The following is a 17436-nucleotide window of genomic DNA, read 5'->3' on the forward strand; positions in this document are numbered from 1 at the left end:
AAAGGGCACAAAAAAACCGACGGCGGCAAGAAAAGATGGAGTGCGTCCTCTCCCCCCCCTCCCCCCCCCTCCCCCCCCCCCCCCCCCCCCCCCCCCCCCCCCCCCGCCCCACCACTGGTGACGGGCTGTCGGTCGGTCGGCGGGTCAGCCGGCCTTGTGCTGTTCGATCACCGCGGCCATGCCCTCCACGGTCGGTGTCTCGTAGAGTTCCTGCGTCGTCACGCGGACGCCGAGCTTCTGCTCGGTGAGGGCGAGCAGCCGGGTGGCGCGCAGCGAGTTGCCGCCGAGCTCGAAGAACGACTCGTCCCTGCCGACCTCGGGGCGGCCCAGGGCATCGGACCAGATGAGCGCGAGCGAGCTCTCCAACTCGGTCTGCGGCGGGGTGAATCGCCTGGCCGGGCGATCCACTGCGGAGTCCAGCAGGAGCTGGGCGGCGTCCACGGCGCCGTAGGCGTCCCGCGGGATGCGGGGGACCACGGCGACGCGCACCGGTACCGGGCAGTCGGCGGTGCTCTTGGCGAGGGCCGTGCGCACCGCCTCCTGGTCGGCGGTGTCGGCGACATAGGCGACGAGGACCTCACTGACCCGCAGTTGCTGCGGGACCAGCTCCTCGACCATCGCCGGATTCGCCAGGTTCAGGCCGACGACCACGTAGGGGTCGGGCAGAGCCGTCGCTTCGAGGAAGAGCCGCAGTCCGGTGTCGGGGTCGATGCTCCTGAAGCCCCGGTGCTCGGCCGCCGCGGACGACTGGCTCTTGTTCATGCCGACTCCGGTCCACTGGCTCCAGGCGAGGCAGTGCACCGGTCGCCGGAGTTCGTGGTGCCAGTGGTCGGCGAACCCGATGAGGAAGCTGCTGGCCGCGGCGTAGGCGCTGAAGGAGTGCCCGCCGAACTCGCCGTTGACGGAGCCGAAGAGCACCAGGGACGCCTTCGGCCGGCTCCGCAGGGTGCGGGCGATGGCCAGCGTGCCTTCGACCTTGGCACGGTACTGCTCGGCATAGGTGTCCGGGCTCTCGTTCACGATGGTGTGCCGGTCGAGGTCGGCCCACTGGCCCGTGGGGTCCGCGGCGGCCAGGTGCAGCACACCGTCGAGCGGGCGGCCCCAGCGCTGCTCCGCCGAGGAGACCGCGACCTCCAGCGCGTCCGCGTCGGCGACGTCGAGCTGCTCGTAGGCGACCTGTCCGAAGTGGGACAGTTCGGTGAGCCGGGCGGCCTTCTCCCCTTCGGCGGGCGAGCGGCCCACCAGCAGCAGGCGGATGCCGAAGCCGGCCACGAGGTAGGCGGCGATGTCGTGGGCGATGCCGCCGAGTCCGCCGGTGACCAGGTACAGGCCGCCCGGGGTCACGGGCTGCCGGCTGCCGCTCGGGACGGCGTCCTCGGCGAGCGGGACCAGCTTGGGCTGCCAGCGGCGGCCCTGGCGTACGGCGATGAGGCCGGTGCGGTCGCGGTCGGCGAGTTCGGTGCGGACGGCCGCAGACCAGGTGTCCCGGTCGGCGGGCAGGTCGAGCTGCCGGACGGGAAGTGGCGCGGCCTCGCTGATCGCGGTGCGGACCAGGCCGGGCAGGGCGCAGACGCCGAGGTCGACGCGGTCGCCCTCCCGTACGTACAGCGCGCCCTCGGTGACCACGAGGAGCGGCGGGTGCCCGAACTCCCCGTCGACGAGGGCCGCGATCAGCGCGGTCAGCTCGGCGGTGGCGGCCGTCAGGCGGTCGGCGGGCGCCCCTTCCAGGGACAGCGGCAGCGCGTAGATGACCGAGGAGATCCCGCCGTGCTGGGTGTACACCGCCGAGAGGAGGCGGCGCAGTTCCGTGCGGTCGGCGGCCGGGACGCGGTAGCGCACCGGTGACTCGGCAGTGAAGGCGTCGCCCCTGCGGACCGCGACGTACGGCCGCTCGACGTCCAGGTGCACCAGGTCGCCGTCCTCGGCGAGGACCAGCCGGACTCCGGGGGCGTCGTCCAGCCCCGCGCTCGCGGGAAGTTCGACCCACTGGCGGCCGAAGAACCAGGTGTCGTCGGCCTGTTCCTCGTCGGCGGCTCCGCTCACCCGGTCGGCGAACCGGCCGGACTTGAAGTCGGTGACCAGCGCGGCTCGTTGGATCTTTCCGCTCGCGGTCTTCGGGAACTCCGCCTCGGTGACCGGTATGAGGAGGTCGGGCGCGATCCCCGATTCGCGGACGAGGATGGCGCGCACCTCTTCGGTGGTCCGCGCCAGGGCGTCGGTGTCCCAGCTCGTGGGGACGTAGAAGATGACCAGCTGGTCGGTGGCGGCTCCGGGCTCGCGGACGCCCGCCGCTGCCGAGAAGGTGACGCGTACGCCGTCGGCGCGTTCGACGACGCTCTCCAGCTCGTGCGCCATGTAGTTGATGCCGCGGACGATGATCTGGTCCTTCTTGCGGCCCGCGATGACCACTTCGCCGTCGCGTACGAAGGCCATGTCGCCGGTGCGGAACCAGCCCTCCTCGTCGTACCCGTCCCGGTTGGCCTCCTCGTTGCCGAAGTAGCCCGCCATGATGGTCGATCCGGTGATGCGCAGCTCGCCCATCCGGCCTTCGGGCAGCACCGCGCCGTTGTCGTCGACGACGCGGATGCGTACGCCGGGTATCGGCCGGCCGACGCGGGAGAGGACGACCGCGTCGTGGTCGCCCGGGTCGAGGTCGCGGATGGTGCCGGTGAGCGAGGCCGGGTCGATGGCGACGGTGCCGGCGGCGCGGTCGTCCAGGCTCTGCCGGGTGTAGGTGACACCGGAGCAGGTCTCGGACATGCCCCAGGCGGGGGCCATCGCGTCGGCGGGCAGCCCGTGCGGGGCGAGGAGTTCCAGGAAGCGGTGGCTGGTCGAGGCGATCACCGGCTCGCCGCCGTTGGTGAGTTCACGGAGGCTGGAGAGGTCCCAGGACCGCTCGCGGATCTCGTCCGCTCGCTCGTTGACCAGCGCGAAGGCGAAGTTGGGGGCCCAGGTGTTGGTGGCGCGGTAGCGGTCGGCCCAGTCGAGCCAGAGCAGCGGGTCGGCGAGGAAGTGGTCGATCTTGGCGTTGACGTGCAGACAGCGCAGGAACACGTCGCGGATGTTGTAGAAGGCGACGGTGACATGGTCGAACGGCATCCAGATGAGGCTGATGTCCTCGCTGGTGAGACCGCAGTGCTGGGCGACCGCCCTCGACCGGGCGACCACGCTCGCGTTGGTGTGCTGCACGCACTTGGGCACACCGGTGCTTCCGGAGGTGAGCAGGTTGAGCACCGAGGAGTCCGGCGTCGCCGGGAACCAGTCCTCGTCCGCCGGGTGTTCGGCGAGCTCCTCGACCGTCAGGACGCGGACGTCCGGCTCACTCCAGAGCTCCCGCACGCCGGACAGGGCGCCCACGGTGGCGGCATCGGTGACCAGGACCGGACGGTCGAGCAGCTGCCAGGCACCGCGCAGCTTGCGGTTCGTCTCGTTCGGGGAGGTGTACGTGGTCGCGACGGCGACCGGGGTCGGTACGAAGCCGCCGAGGACGCAGGCCCAGAACGCGGTGAGGTAGCCGCGATTGTCGTCGAACACGAACAGCGCGGCGTCGCCCGGCTTCAGGCCCGCGGCACGGAAGCCGCCGAGGACGTGCTGGGCCTGGTCGAGCAGTTCCGCGTAGGTCTGCAGGACGTCGTCGTGGCCGGCGGTGATGTAGACGGTGCCCTTGTCCGGGGCCAGTTCGGCCGCCAGGCGCAGGCCTTCCTGGAGGGTGGCGGGCGCGCCGTCCAGGACGTCGAGGTCTCCGCCGTACAGGTCGGATGCGGGGAGGGCCGCGGTGTCGACGGCCGCGGCGTCCGCGGGTGCGGCAGCCGGCGCGGGAGCCTGGGGCGCCGTCTTCGCCGGCTCGGCCGCGCGCACGCCCTTGCGGGCGACGGCGGCGGCGTCCTGGACACCGGGCACGGCCCGGGCCGCGTCGGTGAGGGCCTGGAGGACGTCCTGTCCGAGTACATCGGGGGAGGTCATGCGGTTCTCCAGTTCGTCGCTGGCGTCAGCATCTTGTGGCCGATGACGGAGACCACCTCGGCGGACGACTCGAAGAAGTAGAAATGGCCGCCGGGGAAGAACTCCGTGCCGAACTCCCCCGTGGTGTGCTCGGACCACCGCTTGACCTCGTCCAATGGCGCGCGCGGGTCCGACTCGCCGGAGAGCACGGTGATGGAGCAGTCGAGCGGAGCGCCCGGTTCCGGGCTGTGCCGCTCCCAGAGGGTGAAGTCCGCCCGGAGGGTGTAGAGCATGGACTCCATGACGTCCTCGTCCTCGGCGATCTCCGGGTCGATGCCGCCGAGCCGGACGATCTCGGCGGCGAAGTCCTCGTCGGACAGCTCGTGCAACCGCCGGACCTGCGACTGGCCGGGGGCGGGCTGCGCGGAGAGGAAGAGCTGCTCGGGGCCCCGGCTGCCGCGCGCCCGCAGCGCCCGGGTCAGCTCATAGGCGAGCGTCGCGCCCGCGGAGTGCCCGAAGAAGGCGAACGGCACGTCGAGCACCGGGCGCAGCGCCTGGGTGAGCACGGTGACGAGGGGGCCGACTTCGGTGAACGGGTCCTCGCCGATGCGGTTCTGACGCCCCGGCAGCTGCACGGCGACGAGTTCGACCTCGGGCGGCAGCAGTGCGGCCCAGTCGGCATAGGCGGGCGCGCCGGCACCCGCGTGCGGGAAGCAAATCAGTCGGCGGGTGGCCCCGGGTCGTCTCGCTCGCCAGATGTACGGGGTTTCGGGGGCCAGTTCCTGACTGTCCAACGGCATCATCTGCGGGCTACTCCTCGCTCGTCTCGCGCAGCCCGGGGCCACTCGCCATGGCGAGGTCGTCCCAGCGCGTCGCTCAGCACGGCGACGGTCTTGTGGCAGCGGTGATTTGACGGTGGTCCGGTAGGGGAAAGAGTCCCGGATCGAGATGGGCGATCCGTGGGACACGCAGTTCGGCAAAGGGGCGGGCGGAGATCACGCCACCGGCTGCGACATCATTTCCCGGATTTCTTGGAATCGGACTCGGGCAAAAGATTTCGACAAAGACGCCATCGCCATCAACGTATACGCTCCCCCCGTCGCGAAAAGTTGTCAGTGCCTGGCCGGAAATCCAGCCCGCATGACGTCCCATACCTTCATCCCTGCGAGTGGCTGGAGTCAAGCGTCTTCCGTGCGCCCCGGGACGTTCCGCACGGCGTCCGTACAGACGTTGTGGCAGCTCGCGGATGAATTCGGCTCACCTACGGGACCGAGGCCGATGACCGGTGCCAGGAATCCGACGTGGAGCCGACGCGGCGGGTTCTGTCCTGTCGACAGGACAGAGGAACGGATCCGTCCGGCATCCACGTGATCACGAAATCGGTCTCCATGGACATCGCCGCAGTACCGGGCTATTCCATGGTGCGAATCGCTGCACTCTTCCTTCCTGTGGTGTGTGCGCCATGGTTCTTCACTGCGGATCTGCGAGGTATTTCGATGGAGTACGGCATTCTGGGCCCCGTGTTCGTGCGGGACGGCGCTGCGGACATACGGCTGGGCGGGGAGAAGCAGCGAACGGTTCTGGCGGCGCTGCTCATCGCCGAGGGTTCCTTCTCCCCCGACACGCAGCTGAGCTGGTTCCTGTGGGGCCACAATCCGCCGGCCACGCTCACCGCGCAGATCTACAACTACGTCTCCCGGCTGCGCGGAACGCTCGGCTCCGAGGCGTCCATCACCCGGAGCGCTCAGGGCTATTCGATGCGGATCGGCGCCGCCCCCTTCGACCTCGTGCAGTTCCGGGACCTGGCCGGGCAAGGGCAGTCGGCGATGGTCGCCGGGAAGTACCGGGAGGCGGGGGAACTGCTGCGCGACGCGCTGGCGCTGTGGCGGGGGCCGGTGCTCGCCAATGTCTCGGAGCACCTCGCCACCTCGGAGGGGCCCCCGCTGGAGGAGGCCCGGATCTCCGTACAGGCCAGCCGTATCGAGGCGGATCTCGCGGTGGGCAGGCATGCGCAGGTGCTGCCGGAGCTGACCCGGCTGGTCGCCCGACACCCCCTGCATGAACGTTTCCGCGCCCAGTTGATGACGGCCCTGTACCGCTGCGACCGGCAGGCCGAGGCACTGGCCCTCTACGACCACGGCAGGCGAATGCTGGGCGACGAACTCGGCGTCGGACCCGGCCCGTTGCTGCGCGACGTCCACCGCGCCATCCTCGCCTCGGACCCCCTCCTCAACCGCCCCCTGGACCAGTGGCGTTGAGCGTCCGCCGCATGCGCCCCCCGTGCGGCTCAGGCCCGCATCAGGCTCGTCCTGGTGATGTACTCGAACTGCGTGGGCAGCTCCGCCACCAGGGTCTGCGCGCTATCCCGTACGGCCGCGAACTCCTTGCGGGCGGCGGTGTCGTCGACCAGCGACACGGCAGTCGACGGGCGCAGCGGGATGGCTCCGGTGCCCAGCAGGACGCAGGTGTAGGCGTGCGACGGCAGCCCCTGGTGGTGCAGCGGGATGTGCTCGGCGCCCGGCGGCCGCACCCGCCAGCGGGCGATGCGCTCCGCCAGCGCGTCGGGCACGGGGCGGGTCTTGACGTCCCGCCAGTACTGCGTCTGGTCGCGGGCGGCGCCCTGGTAGTGCAGTGTCAGGAACTCCCGTGCCTCGTCCATCACCCGGCCGACCGAGGCGTTGTAGCTGTCCCGCAGCTTCGGGTGCCAGTCGGCGGCCGGGAAGTGCCTGACCAGCTGTTCCAGCGCGTGGTGCACGAAGGAGACGCCGGTCGCCGCCAGCGGCTCGACATGGCCGCCGAGGGCCCCGACGGCCACGCAGTTGTGCTGCCAGGCCCGCTGGCTGCGGCCGAGGAGCAGCGGGGCGTGCACGGCCTCGACACCGGCCGCCTCCGGCCCCACGAACGCGCGCAGCGTGCGCTCGGCCTCCTCGGGCGTGCAGTACTCCCGCGCGTACACGTATCCCGTGCCGATCCGGCTGAACAGCGGGATCGTCCAGATCCACCCCGCCTCGCGCGCGGTCACGGTGGTGTACGGCGGGATGCCGCGCGCCTTCATGTCGGCGGGCACCCGCAGCGTGACGACGCTGTCGTTGGGGAGGGTGTCCTGGTAGGAGACGTACGGCACCTTGAGCGCCCGGTGCAGGAGCAGTCCCCGGTCGCCCGTGCAGTCGACGAACAGGTCGCCCTCGATCTCCCCGTGCTCCTTGGTGACCACGTGCGTGATCCAGCCCCGCGCGTCCAGCACCGCGTCGAGGACCTCGTCGGTGAGGCGCCGCACCCCCCGGGACACCGCGTACCCGGTGAGGTATTGGGCCAGCGGCCCGGCCTCGAAGTGGTAGCCGTACGGGCCCGCCGCACAACCCGGCCCGGAGAACGAGCCATTGAGCCGGCGGGGGCTGCGCCCCGCGTCGCACAGCCAGGCGGTGACGAAGCAGTCCCGGTCGAACCGCCCGCTCGGCCCGTTGTGCAGCCACCACTCGGTCAACGGGAAGCCGCCCACCTCCCGGGCGTCCTCGAACGGCAGATAGAAATGCTGCTCGGGACGGTTCCAGTCCTGAAGGCGGACGGCGAGCTTGTACGTGGCATCGCAGGCCGGCATCCAGTCCTCTTCGTCGAGGCCGAGGAAATCGAAGAAGCGCCGGATGTCACCGAGGCTCGTCTCGTCGTCCGCCACGACGGCACCGCCGTACTCCGCCTCGACGAGCGTGACCGAGATCCGGTCACGGAATGCGGCCTTCAGATACGCGGCGGTCATCGAGCCCGCGATGCCTCCGCCGACGATCACGACCTTTTCCGGGTTCTGCGTACTCACGACAGCACCTCAGTTCCTGTGTTCACTTGTCACGCAGTCCTGTTTCACGTTCGGGCGGCCACTGTGGCATTCACTTCTATGCGGCCTCTACATCCGGGCTGTCTGTCGCAATTCGACAGCCAAGGCAGCTCTTGACGCCCTCTTGACGACACCGGCGTCCTGGCGACAGGACACCGGCCGGGCGCCGGGCACCGGACTGGTCAAGGGCGGTACGGGATGGCGATGATGACAAGGCCCGAGAAAAGCAGAGGGAATTCGCCGTTCTCCCACGGCATCCGGATTCATTACCCCGAAGGAAGGGCAAACCGATGCACAGGAATCCACTTGATGTGCAGGCCTATCAGACGGCGGAGCGGCTGCTGCGGCACCACCGCAAGGAGCTGGTCCTCGGTGACAAGGTCACACCCCGGTGGATCGAGGACGGCACCCGCTTCTGGTACACCGTCAACACGCCACAGGGGAAGCGGTACGTCCTCGTCGACCCCGCGGCGGGCAGCCGCCGGGACGCGTTCGACCACGAACGTCTCGCGACCGCGCTCGCCACCGCGTCGGGACAGGACGTCGACGCGGCGGCGCTTCCGTTCCCGGCGATCCAACCGACCGCCGACGCGGTCGAGTTCGACGCGTTCGGTGAGCACTGGCGGTGCCGGCTGGACGACTACGTATGCGAGAAGTCCGAGGGCGACGCCCCCGGCAACCCGCTCGAAGTGCCCGCCCCCGACCGCAAGCACGCGGTCTACCGCGCCGGTCACGATCTGCGCGCCCGCTCCCTGGACGGCGCCCGGGACTGGGCTCTGACCTCCGACGGCACCGAGGACCAGGACTACGGCGCCAACCCCGACTACCTCATGTACTCCACGCTGCTGACGAAGCTCGGGCTGCCGCACCTCCCGCCCGCCCTGGCCTGGTCCCCGGACTCGACACGGGTCCTGACCCACCGCACCGACCAGCGCGGAGTGCGACGCACGCACCTGCTGCGGGCCGCCCCCGCCGACGGCGGCGAGCCCACCCTGCTGTCCCCGCGCTTCGCGGTCCCCGGCGACGAGCACATACCGCTCGCGGAGTTCGTCGTGCTCGACGTCGCGACCGGTTCGGTCACCGCCGCGCGGGCGGAGCCGGTGCCGATGTCGATGATGTCGCCGATCTTCCAGAAGTGGGCCTGGTGGGCCGAGGACGGCTCGGCCGTCCACTACCTGAACCGGACCCGGGACGCCCACACCCTGAGCCTGCACCGGCTCGACGCCGTCTCCGGCGAGGTGGAGACCCTCGTGACCGAGTCGGGCCCGACCCGGGTGGACCCCGCGCAGCAACAACTGCACGCGCCCATGGTCAAGGTCCTCTCCCAGGGCAAGGAGGTGCTCTGGTACTCCCAGCGCGACGGCTGGGGCCACCTCTACCTGCTGGCGGCCCGCACCGGCGAGGTGATCGCCCAGGTGACCTCGGGGGCCTGGAACGTGGAGGAGATCCTGCACGTCGACGAGCGGGAGCGGGTCGTCCACTTCGTCGCGTCCGGTCTCATCGAGGACGACCCCTACCGCCGGACGGTGTGCACGGCGGGCCTGGACGGCTCGGGATTCGCCCGGCTCACCGACGACGACCTCGACCACGTCGTCACGGTCGCGCCGAACGGCTCCTACTTCATCGACTCGGCGTCCACCCCGGACACCGCCCCGGTGATCACCGCGCGCGACTGGACCGGCAGTGTGCTGGTCGAGCTGGAGCAGGCGGACATCTCGCGCCTGGAGGCGGCCGGCTGGAGCCGGCCCGAACGGTTCCGGGTGACCTCCGCCGACGGCAAAACCGATATCTACGGACTTCTCTACCTCCCCCACGGTTTCGACCCCGCCCGCCGCTACCCCGTGATCGACACCCCCTACGGCCTGCCGACCGCGGGCCGGGTGAGCCCGTCCTTCGACCCCGGCTACTACGGATACGAGGCCGAGGCGCTGGCCGCGCTCGGTTTCGTGGTGCTCGCCGTGGACGGTCAGGGCTCCCCCGGCCGCAGCAAGGCGTTCGCCGACGCCTCGTACGGCAATCTCGGCGACGCCTGCGGCCTGGCCGACCATGTCGCGGCGCTCCGCGAACTGGCCGCCACCCGGCCGTGGATGGACCTGGACCGCGTGGGCGTCACCGGTATGTCCTCGGGCGGATACGCCGCCGCGCGGGCACTGCTGCGCTACCCGGAGGTCTTCAAGGCCGGTGTCGCCGAGTCCGGCATGCACGACTTCCGTCATCTGGAGCCCGGCCTCGCCGAGGCCTACCACGGCCCGTACGACGCGGAGGCGTACGCCTCGCTCTCCAACGTCGAGATCGCGGACCGCCTCACCGGCAAGCTCCTGCTGATCCACGGCGGCCTCGACGACCGCGTTCCCCCGCAGGTGACGCTGCGGCTCGCCGAGCGACTGATCGCCCACGGCAAGGACTTCGACCTCCTCGTGGTCCCGGACGCCGACCACATCTACTTCGGCTACGAGCACTACGTGACCCAGCGCAAGTGGGACTTCCTGGTCCGCCACCTGCTGAACGCCGAGCCGCCGACGGACTACCGCGTCCCGCCCGTCCCGATCGACATGGAGGCGCTCGCCGAACTGTTCGGGTGAGTGTTCCGGCCACTCGAAAAAGTGTGCCCGTGACCTGGTCGTTCCAGGTCACGGGCACATTTTCGTCCGCTTCGTACGCGCCGAAGGCGTGGCTCATCCCAACAGAGCACCGAGCGCCTCCTCGGCCGCTACCAGCCGGCCCATGACACTGCCGGCCTGCTCACACCCGTCGGCCTCCTCGGCGATCGTCAGCAGCAGGGTGCGCAGGAAACGAGTGGTGCCAAGTCTGTGAATGTGAACTGTGCGCCCGCTCCGGCTTCCCCTGCCGAATCCCGGTCTGCGGACGACAACGACAAGAAAGGTGCCCCGACCCGGAATTCCTCCGGACCGAGGCACCCTTTTGGCGTCACCTCGAACTTTGCGGCGTCATCGGGAAGTCAGCCCACCAGCGCGCCCAGCGCTTCCTCCGCCTGCTGCTCCCACGCCCGCGCGCCGACCTCGACGAACTTCTCCTGGGCGGTGAGCAAATGCCGGCGGGCGACCTCGGGCCGGCCGAGGCGAATGCAGACCTCGCCGAGTACGAGGTTGATCCGGCCCGCGACCATCGGGCTCCGGCATTCCTCCGCGATGTCCAGCGCATCCGCCAGCGTGGTCTCGGCCTGCTCCAGTGATCCCTTGGCGAGGCGGGTCTCGCCGAGGCCGAGCAGCGCGTGGGAGAGGCCGACCATGTCGGACTTCTCCTTGACGATCCGCACCGTCCGCAGGAAGGACTTCTCGGCGGGGTCCAGCTCTCCCAGGGCGAGGTGGACCCGGCCGAGCTGGTACACCGCCTGCGCGAGGTTGCGGGTGTTGTCCACCCCGCGCTCCTCCTCGGCGCGGACGGCGTCAACGGCGAACCGCATCGCCGAATCGAGGCGGTCCCGGGCCAGTTCGGTGTTCGACATGTTGTTCAGGGTGTGCGCCTCACCCCTGCCGTCACCGACGGCGCGGAAGATGTCGAGGGCCTCCGCGAAGCGCTCCATGGAGGCATCGAGCTCTCCCCGGTTGCGGTCGATCATGGCCATGCACCGGAGCGTCACCGCTCGCCCCTGCTGGTGACCGGCCTCGTCGAAGAACCGCAGCGCCTCGTCGAAGTGCGGTGAGGCGGCCTCGAGGTTGGTGCTCATTTCGAGAGTGCCGAGGCCGTAGCGCATCGTCCCCTGACCGACCAGGTCACCGGCCGAGTGGGCGGCGTCCAGGGCCTCTTCGCAGCACTTGCGCCATTCCTCGGTGTACCTGCGGGTCGCGAAGAAGTCCGTCGAGGAGACGGTCAGGTCCCAGGCGACGTCGGCCAGACCCATCCGGGCCGCCTGCCGGACCGACGCCACCAGGGCGAGCCGCTCGGCCTCGTACCACTCGAGCGGCGCGGCAAGCAGCTCGTCGAGGAGTCCGGGATCGATCCGCCGCCGCTGAACACTGCTGTGCGGCATCACCCTGCTGTCGCCGCCCTCCCGCCAGCCGGCCTCCTCGGCGATGGTCAGGAGGGTACGCAGGAAACGCGTGCGGGCGGCCAGCCGGTCCGGCTCCGGCTCGTCCTGCCGGGCGCGTTCGGAGGCGTACAGGCGCAGCAGGCTGTGGAAGCGGTAGCGCAGCTGGCCGGTGGCGTCGATGCCGACCACATCGAGGAACTGGGCGTCGACGAGTGCCTCTATGAGCCGCTCCGCGTCGAGGATCTCGTTGTTGAGCAGCGCGGCTGCGGCCCAGGCGCTGAAGTCCGGTACGTCGAGCAGCCCGAGTCGGCGGAAGAGCCGCGCCGACTCCTCGGAGAGATACCGGTAGCTGAGCGCGAAGCTGGCGCGGACCTGGGATTCGCCCTGGCTGAGCTCGTCGAGCCGCCGGCGCTCGTCGCTCAGCCGCGTCACCAGGTAGCGCACCGTCCAGTGCGGCTTGGAGGCGAGCCGGGCGGCGGCGATCCGTAGCGCCAGGGGCAACTGGTCGCACAGTTCGACCAGTTGGACGGCGTCGGCGCGGGCGGGGGCGATCCTGCGGTCGCCGACGATCGTGGTGAGCAGCTGGACGGACTCCGCCTCGGACAGCAGACCCAGGTGTACGCGGGCCTGCGGCGGCCAGGCGACGAGCTGTTCCAGCTGGTCCCTGCTGGTGACCAGGACGCAGCACTGTCCGCTGCCGGGCAGCAGCGGCCGGATCTGCGCGTACGTACGGGCGTTGTCGAGGACGATGAGGACGCGCCGGTCGGCGAGGAGGCTGCGGTAGAGGGCGACCCGCTCCTCGAGATCGCCGGGGATCTGCTCGCCGGGTACGCCCAGGGAGCGCAGGAAGCGGCTGAGTACCTCGTGTGCGGTTGCCGGTTCGTGGTGTTCGTCGTAACCCCGCAGGTCGGCGAAGAGCTGGCCGTCCGGGAAGTGTTCGGAGGCGCGGAAGGCCCAGTGCATGGCCAGACCGCTCTTGCCGATGCCGGCGGGGCCGGTGATCAGGCCCGTACTGGAGACGCGCTCCTCCTCGGCACCGGACACCAGGCTTGCCAGAGCGGCGAGTTCCTCGGTGCGTCCGGTGAACGCGGGGACGTCGGGCGGCAGTTCGGAGGGGACGGCGTACGTCTGAGCCTGGGCCGGCCGACGCTCCACCGGGGGCTGGACCACCGGAGCGAGTGACGGGTCGTCGCGCAGGATCGCGTCGTGCAGTTCCTGGAGGTCGGGTCCCGGGTCGATGCCGAGTTCGTCGATGAACCGGCTGCGCGCGTCGCGGAAGGTCTCCATCGCGTCGGCGCGGCGGCCGGAGCGGTACTGCGCGAGCATCAGGTGATGGCGGGTGCGTTCGCGCAGGGGATGTTCGCGCACCATCGCGGCGAGTCCCGGGATGAGTTCCTGGTGCTGGCCCAGTTCCAGATGGACGAGGGTGGAGTCGTCATAGGCGTTGAGTCGATGCTCCTCAAGACGCCTGGCCTCGTCCTCGATCAACTGCCCGCTCACTCCGGCGAACGCGGGGCCCCGCCACAGGTCGAGCGCCTGGGCGTAGCCCAACGCGGCTTCCGGGAAACGCCCTTCCTTGGTCTCCTGTTCGGCCGCCTGCACGCTGGAGGTGAACTCCACGGAGTCGAAGAGGTGTTCCTTGGTGTTGAGCACATAGCCCGGGTGCGCGGTGACGATGACGTCCTCGGTGACGCTCGCGGCCTTGAAGATCTTCCGGAGTGCCGCGACGCAGATCGCTACTTGGGTACGGGCGGTGGTCGGCGGGTTGTCGTTCCAGACCGTGTCCACCATGGTGTCCACCGGAACGACCCGGCCCGGAGTGAGCAATAGCAGGGCGAGAATGGTGCGTTGCCGTGCGCCGCCGAGCGGGATGCCTTTTTCCCCCACCGTCACTTCAAGTGGCCCCAAGACCTTGAAGCTGAGTTGTTCCCCCACCTCGGCCCCCTATTTGGACGTCCTGACCTCGGTCGAGATCCAATGTAGGTTATCCGCCCGGCTGATCGAGCCGAACCATCCGCCGGGAGTTACCTCGACCGGGGAAGTGCGGGCAGTGGGTCAAGCAGTGAACCGGATGCGGCGGCTGAGTCGAGCCGCCCAGGGGGCAGGGTAGTCGGTCCCTGCCGCGCGTTCGGCCTCAGACAGCGGCCGAGGTGGGCCACGGGGTCGAGTCCTGCGGAGTGTAGGCGGCCTGGACGGCGGTCGGCCAGGGGGTCGAGTCCTGCGGAGTGTACGCGACCTGGACGGTCGTCGGCCAAGGAGTCGAGTCCTGCGGGGTGTACGCGACCTGGACGGTCGTCGGCCAAGGAGTCGAGTCCTGCGGGGTGTACGCGACCTGGGCAGTGGTCGGCCAGGGGGTCGAGTCCTGCGGGGTGTACGCGGCCTGGACGGCCGTCGGCCAAGGAGTCGAGTCCTGCGGGGTGTTGGAGGCGACCGTCGTGAACGACGAGGCGGCCCCTTCGCCGAGGGTGCCTACCGCGGTGCCGCCGGCGCTGTAAACGGCCGCTCCGGCGACGAGCGCGATGGTGATCGACTTGGCGGCGACAATCCAGTTGATCTTCATATTGATTCTGTCCCTCTCGGCCTGCGCTCACTTATCTGAGCTGCGGTTTTTCCTTCTGCCGAGAAAGTTAGGAAGGCGCGCTTTCGGGCTGTTATCACCTCAGCTTCGTCTGCCAAGCGGGCATTTAACGGCCAAGCCGGCAAGCAATAACGGCGCCTCGGGGGGAGGGTTTTCCACCCCCGGACGACGGAGGATTTCCTGCTATCCCGGGGGTCCCCCCGGAGCGAAGACTCGGTACTGCGCGGCAGAGCCACTGCCGCAGTACGGAGGTGAAAACCGCAATGACGCCATTCCCTGCAACCAGCTCCACGCTGGCTCACGCCGGAGGCGCCGATGCACTTCAGATCGCCGCCGAGGCCCACATCTGGTCACTGCCACCGCTGCCCCAGCCGTCCTCCTGGTTCGGACTGTTGGACAGCACGGAACTCACGCGTTGCTCGTCGTTCGCCCACGAACTCGATCTGGCCCGGTTCGTCACCGGACGGATGCTGGCCAAGACCGCCCTGGCTTCACTGGTGGGCACCGCTCCGGAGGCGATCCGCTTCCGCACACGGTGCGCGGAGTGCGGCGGGCCGCACGGCAAACCGCACGCGGTGGGCGCCGGCGCGGGATGGGAACTGTCCATCTCGCACTCGGGCGACATCGTGGCGGTGGCCATCGCCCTGGGCAGCCCCCTGGGGCTCGACGTCGAACAGGCGGAGCCCTGGGACGACCCCGGGCTGCCGCCGGAGTACGAACTCGTCCTCACTCCGGTCGAGCGGGCGGCGATCGAGGCGCTCCCCAAGGAGCGGCGCGCTCGCGCCTGCCTGACCTACTGGACCCGCAAGGAAGCGGTACTCAAGGCCACCGGGGAAGGACTCAACACGCCCATGACCGACTTCACGCTCTCCGGCCCCGAGGAACCACCCGCCCTGTTGACCTGGCATCCGCCGGACAGCCGCCCGATACCAGCGATCGCCGACCTCACGCTGGGCCAGGACACCCACGGCGCCGTGGCCGTGCTGGGCGTCCGTTCCGTACTGCCGAAGGTCCACAGCAGCGCCGAACTGCTGCCCAGCGACCCATGGGTGAGGAGAAGGCGGACCTCGGAGCCGATACGGGTCCTCTCCACGGAGCGACCGCCACCAAGCAGCACCGGGCGGGCTCGGTCCCCATCCGGCGGACCGCACTGACCGAACCGGCCCCACCGGGCGCCCGCTGTCCCGGACCCGTCGAACCCCATCTCAACTCACCCTGCACACAAGGGAGTTGAGGACAGACGAGTCCGGGGCGGGGCCCACCACCCCCGCTGCACCACCGCAAACACGAAGCCCCCGGCACCACCACGAGAACGAAGCGCCCCCGGCACCACCACGAGCCGCCCCACGCCCGCCCCGCACCGACCCGTCAGCCGCGCTCGCCGGCCTTCTCCGAGGAGCTCCCCATGCCCAAGATCACTTACGTCGCCACCGACCAGATCGAGCAAGTACTCGACATCCCCGTGGGGACCAGCGTCATGCGCGGCGCCGTCATCAACGACGTCGACGGCATAGTCGGCCAGTGCGGCGGCTACGCCCAGTGCGCCACCTGCCACGTCTACGTCGCCACCGACAGCCTCGACAAGCTGGACGAGATGGACGACGAGGAGGACGGCATGCTGGACTTCGTGGCCTGCTCACGCGAGCCAAACAGCCGGCTGAGCTGCCAACTCGTCGTCACCGAAGCCCTCGACGGCCTGGTCGTCCACGTCCCGGAACGGCAGAGCTGATGACCACGCACGCAGACGCCGGGCACGTCCTCGTCATCGGCGCCGGGCAGGCCGGCTACCAGACCGCCGCTTCCTTGCGCGGGCGCGGCCACCAGGGCCGTATCACCCTCATGGGCGACGAGGGCGGACTCCCCTACGAACGCCCGCCGTTGTCCAAGGCGTACCTCAAGGGCGACGCGGACGAGTCCCAACTGTGGCTGCGACCACAGACGTTCTACGAGCGCCACGCGGTCGAGCGGATCACCGCCACCGTCGTCGCCGTCGACCGGACCGCGCGGACCGTCCGCTGCGCCGACGGCTCCGTCCACGGTTACGACCATCTGGTGCTGGCGACCGGGTCCCTGCCCAGGGGCTTGCGGGTGCCCGGCTACGGCCTGCGGGGCGTACGAACGCTGCGCACCCTGCGGGACGCCGACGCCCTCAGGAAGGACCTCGCCGAAGCGGCACACGTGGTCGTCGTCGGCGCCGGATTCATCGGCCTCGAATTCGCCGCGTCGGCCCAGGCGCTGGGACACGAGGTGACCGTCGTCGAAACGCTCGGGCGGCCCCTGGCCCGAGTCGCCTCGACACCGACGGCCGGGCACTTCACCCGCCTGCACGAGGAACGCGGCAACCAACTGCTCTTCGGGCAGGGCGTCGTCCGCTTCCACAGCGACGGCGACGGACGGGCGGCGGCGGTGGAACTCACCGACGGCCGCCGGCTGCCCGCGGACCTCGTGCTGGTCGGTGTCGGGGCCACACCGTGTACGGAACTGGCCGAGGCGGCCGGACTGTCCGTCGACGGAGGAATCGTCACCGACTCGCGGCTGCTGACGAGCGATCCGCACATCTCGGCCATCGGCGACTGCGCGGTGTTCCCCCATCCGCGCTCCGCCACGCGACTGCGCATCGAGTCGGTGCAGAACGCCGTCGACCACGCCCGACTGGTCGCCGACCGGCTCACCGGCACCACCAGGACGTACGACGACCTGCCCTGGTTCTGGAGCACCCAGTTCTCGACGACCCTGCAGATCGCAGGACTCGGCCACGACCACGACAACGAGCTGGTTCTCGGCGACCCCGGATCCTTCTCGGTCCTGCTCTTCCGTGACGACGAACTCGTCGCGGTCGAGTCGGTCAACCGGCCCGCCGATCACATGGCGGCCCGCAAGCTCCTCACCGACGGCGTCCCACTGAGCCGCCGGGAGGCGTCCACCGAGGGCTTCACCCTCAGGGGGCACCTCAAGGCACGGTCGGGCGCGCCTGTGCCCGTGGCTGTGTGAGGGGCCGAACATGCCCCTCGCGCGAGGAGTGTCCGTCGCCCACCCGGCGCGGACCTCGTAGCCCCGACGCCGACGGGACCGGTCCCGAACGGACCGACCCGAACG

At 70.2% G+C, this 17436-nt stretch carries 10 protein-coding genes; 5 read left to right on the forward strand and 5 right to left on the reverse strand.

Annotated features, from left to right (window positions below):
- Window positions 1-144: 144 nt before the first annotated feature.
- Both ACZ4WS_RS44085 and ACZ4WS_RS44090 read right to left on the reverse strand, forming a co-directional pair.
- Window positions 145-3963, reverse strand: coding sequence for an SDR family NAD(P)-dependent oxidoreductase (locus ACZ4WS_RS44085; protein ID WP_467989295.1), 3819 nt, complete (start codon window positions 3961-3963; stop codon window positions 145-147).
- A complete protein-coding gene (locus ACZ4WS_RS44090) occupies window positions 3960-4745 on the reverse strand; it encodes a thioesterase II family protein (protein ID WP_467989297.1) in 786 nt (261 codons plus the stop codon). Before ACZ4WS_RS44090 ends, ACZ4WS_RS44085 begins: the two co-directional genes overlap by 4 nt.
- Window positions 4746-5438: 693 nt before the next feature.
- On the opposite strand from ACZ4WS_RS44090, the gene ACZ4WS_RS44095 reads away from it, so the two are divergent.
- Window positions 5439-6200, forward strand: a complete 762-nt coding sequence (locus ACZ4WS_RS44095; RefSeq protein WP_467989299.1) for an AfsR/SARP family transcriptional regulator — start codon at window positions 5439-5441, stop codon at window positions 6198-6200.
- Between the two features lie 29 nt (window positions 6201-6229).
- Here the strand turns inward: ACZ4WS_RS44095 and ACZ4WS_RS44100 are convergent, their stop codons facing one another.
- Entirely contained in the window at window positions 6230-7753 is a 1524-nt protein-coding gene (locus ACZ4WS_RS44100; protein WP_467989301.1) for a tryptophan halogenase family protein, read from the reverse strand.
- 308 nt (window positions 7754-8061) lie between these two features.
- On the opposite strand from ACZ4WS_RS44100, the gene ACZ4WS_RS44105 reads away from it, so the two are divergent.
- Window positions 8062-10353 carry a S9 family peptidase gene (locus ACZ4WS_RS44105; protein ID WP_467989303.1) on the forward strand — a complete coding sequence of 764 codons (2292 nt, stop codon included), beginning with the start codon at window positions 8062-8064 and terminating at the stop codon, window positions 10351-10353.
- Window positions 10354-10730: 377 nt separating this feature from the next.
- Here the strand turns inward: ACZ4WS_RS44105 and ACZ4WS_RS44110 are convergent, their stop codons facing one another.
- Together ACZ4WS_RS44110 and ACZ4WS_RS44115 are read right to left on the reverse strand one after the other, a co-directional pair.
- Entirely contained in the window at window positions 10731-13670 is a 2940-nt protein-coding gene (locus ACZ4WS_RS44110) for an AfsR/SARP family transcriptional regulator (protein WP_467989305.1), read from the reverse strand.
- Between the two features lie 226 nt (window positions 13671-13896).
- Window positions 13897-14322: a hypothetical protein gene (locus ACZ4WS_RS44115; RefSeq protein ID WP_467989307.1), complete on the reverse strand. Its 426-nt coding sequence runs from the start codon at window positions 14320-14322 to the stop codon at window positions 13897-13899.
- A gap of 281 nt (window positions 14323-14603) precedes the next feature.
- Here ACZ4WS_RS44115 and ACZ4WS_RS44120 point away from each other — a divergent pair, with 281 nt between their 5' ends.
- From ACZ4WS_RS44120 to ACZ4WS_RS44130, 3 genes are all read left to right on the forward strand, one after another.
- Window positions 14604-15494, forward strand: coding sequence for a 4'-phosphopantetheinyl transferase family protein (locus tag ACZ4WS_RS44120; RefSeq protein ID WP_467989309.1), 891 nt, complete (start codon window positions 14604-14606; stop codon window positions 15492-15494).
- A gap of 251 nt (window positions 15495-15745) precedes the next feature.
- Window positions 15746-16069, forward strand: coding sequence for a 2Fe-2S iron-sulfur cluster-binding family protein (locus ACZ4WS_RS44125; RefSeq protein WP_467989311.1), 324 nt, complete (start codon window positions 15746-15748; stop codon window positions 16067-16069).
- A complete protein-coding gene (locus ACZ4WS_RS44130; RefSeq protein WP_467989312.1) occupies window positions 16069-17331 on the forward strand; it encodes an NAD(P)/FAD-dependent oxidoreductase in 1263 nt (420 codons plus the stop codon). Before ACZ4WS_RS44125 ends, ACZ4WS_RS44130 begins: the two co-directional genes overlap by 1 nt.
- Window positions 17332-17436: the final 105 nt, after the last annotated feature.

The organism is Streptomyces sp. NPDC029292 (assembly GCF_055569295.1).

Bases quoted from the DNA above. Each gene is read 5' to 3' on its own strand.
- ACZ4WS_RS44085 (WP_467989295.1), bottom strand. From the start codon at position 3,963: ATGACCTCCCCCGATGTACTCGGACAGGACGTCCTCCAGGCCCTCACC.
- ACZ4WS_RS44090 (WP_467989297.1), bottom strand. From the start codon at position 4,745: ATGATGCCGTTGGACAGTCAGGAACTGGCCCCCGAAACCCCGTACATC.
- ACZ4WS_RS44095 (WP_467989299.1), top strand. From the start codon at position 5,439: ATGGAGTACGGCATTCTGGGCCCCGTGTTCGTGCGGGACGGCGCTGCG.
- ACZ4WS_RS44105 (WP_467989303.1), top strand. From the start codon at position 8,062: ATGCACAGGAATCCACTTGATGTGCAGGCCTATCAGACGGCGGAGCGG.
- ACZ4WS_RS44115 (WP_467989307.1), bottom strand. From the start codon at position 14,322: ATGAAGATCAACTGGATTGTCGCCGCCAAGTCGATCACCATCGCGCTC.
- ACZ4WS_RS44120 (WP_467989309.1), top strand. From the start codon at position 14,604: ATGACGCCATTCCCTGCAACCAGCTCCACGCTGGCTCACGCCGGAGGC.
- ACZ4WS_RS44125 (WP_467989311.1), top strand. From the start codon at position 15,746: ATGCCCAAGATCACTTACGTCGCCACCGACCAGATCGAGCAAGTACTC.
- ACZ4WS_RS44130 (WP_467989312.1), top strand. From the start codon at position 16,069: ATGACCACGCACGCAGACGCCGGGCACGTCCTCGTCATCGGCGCCGGG.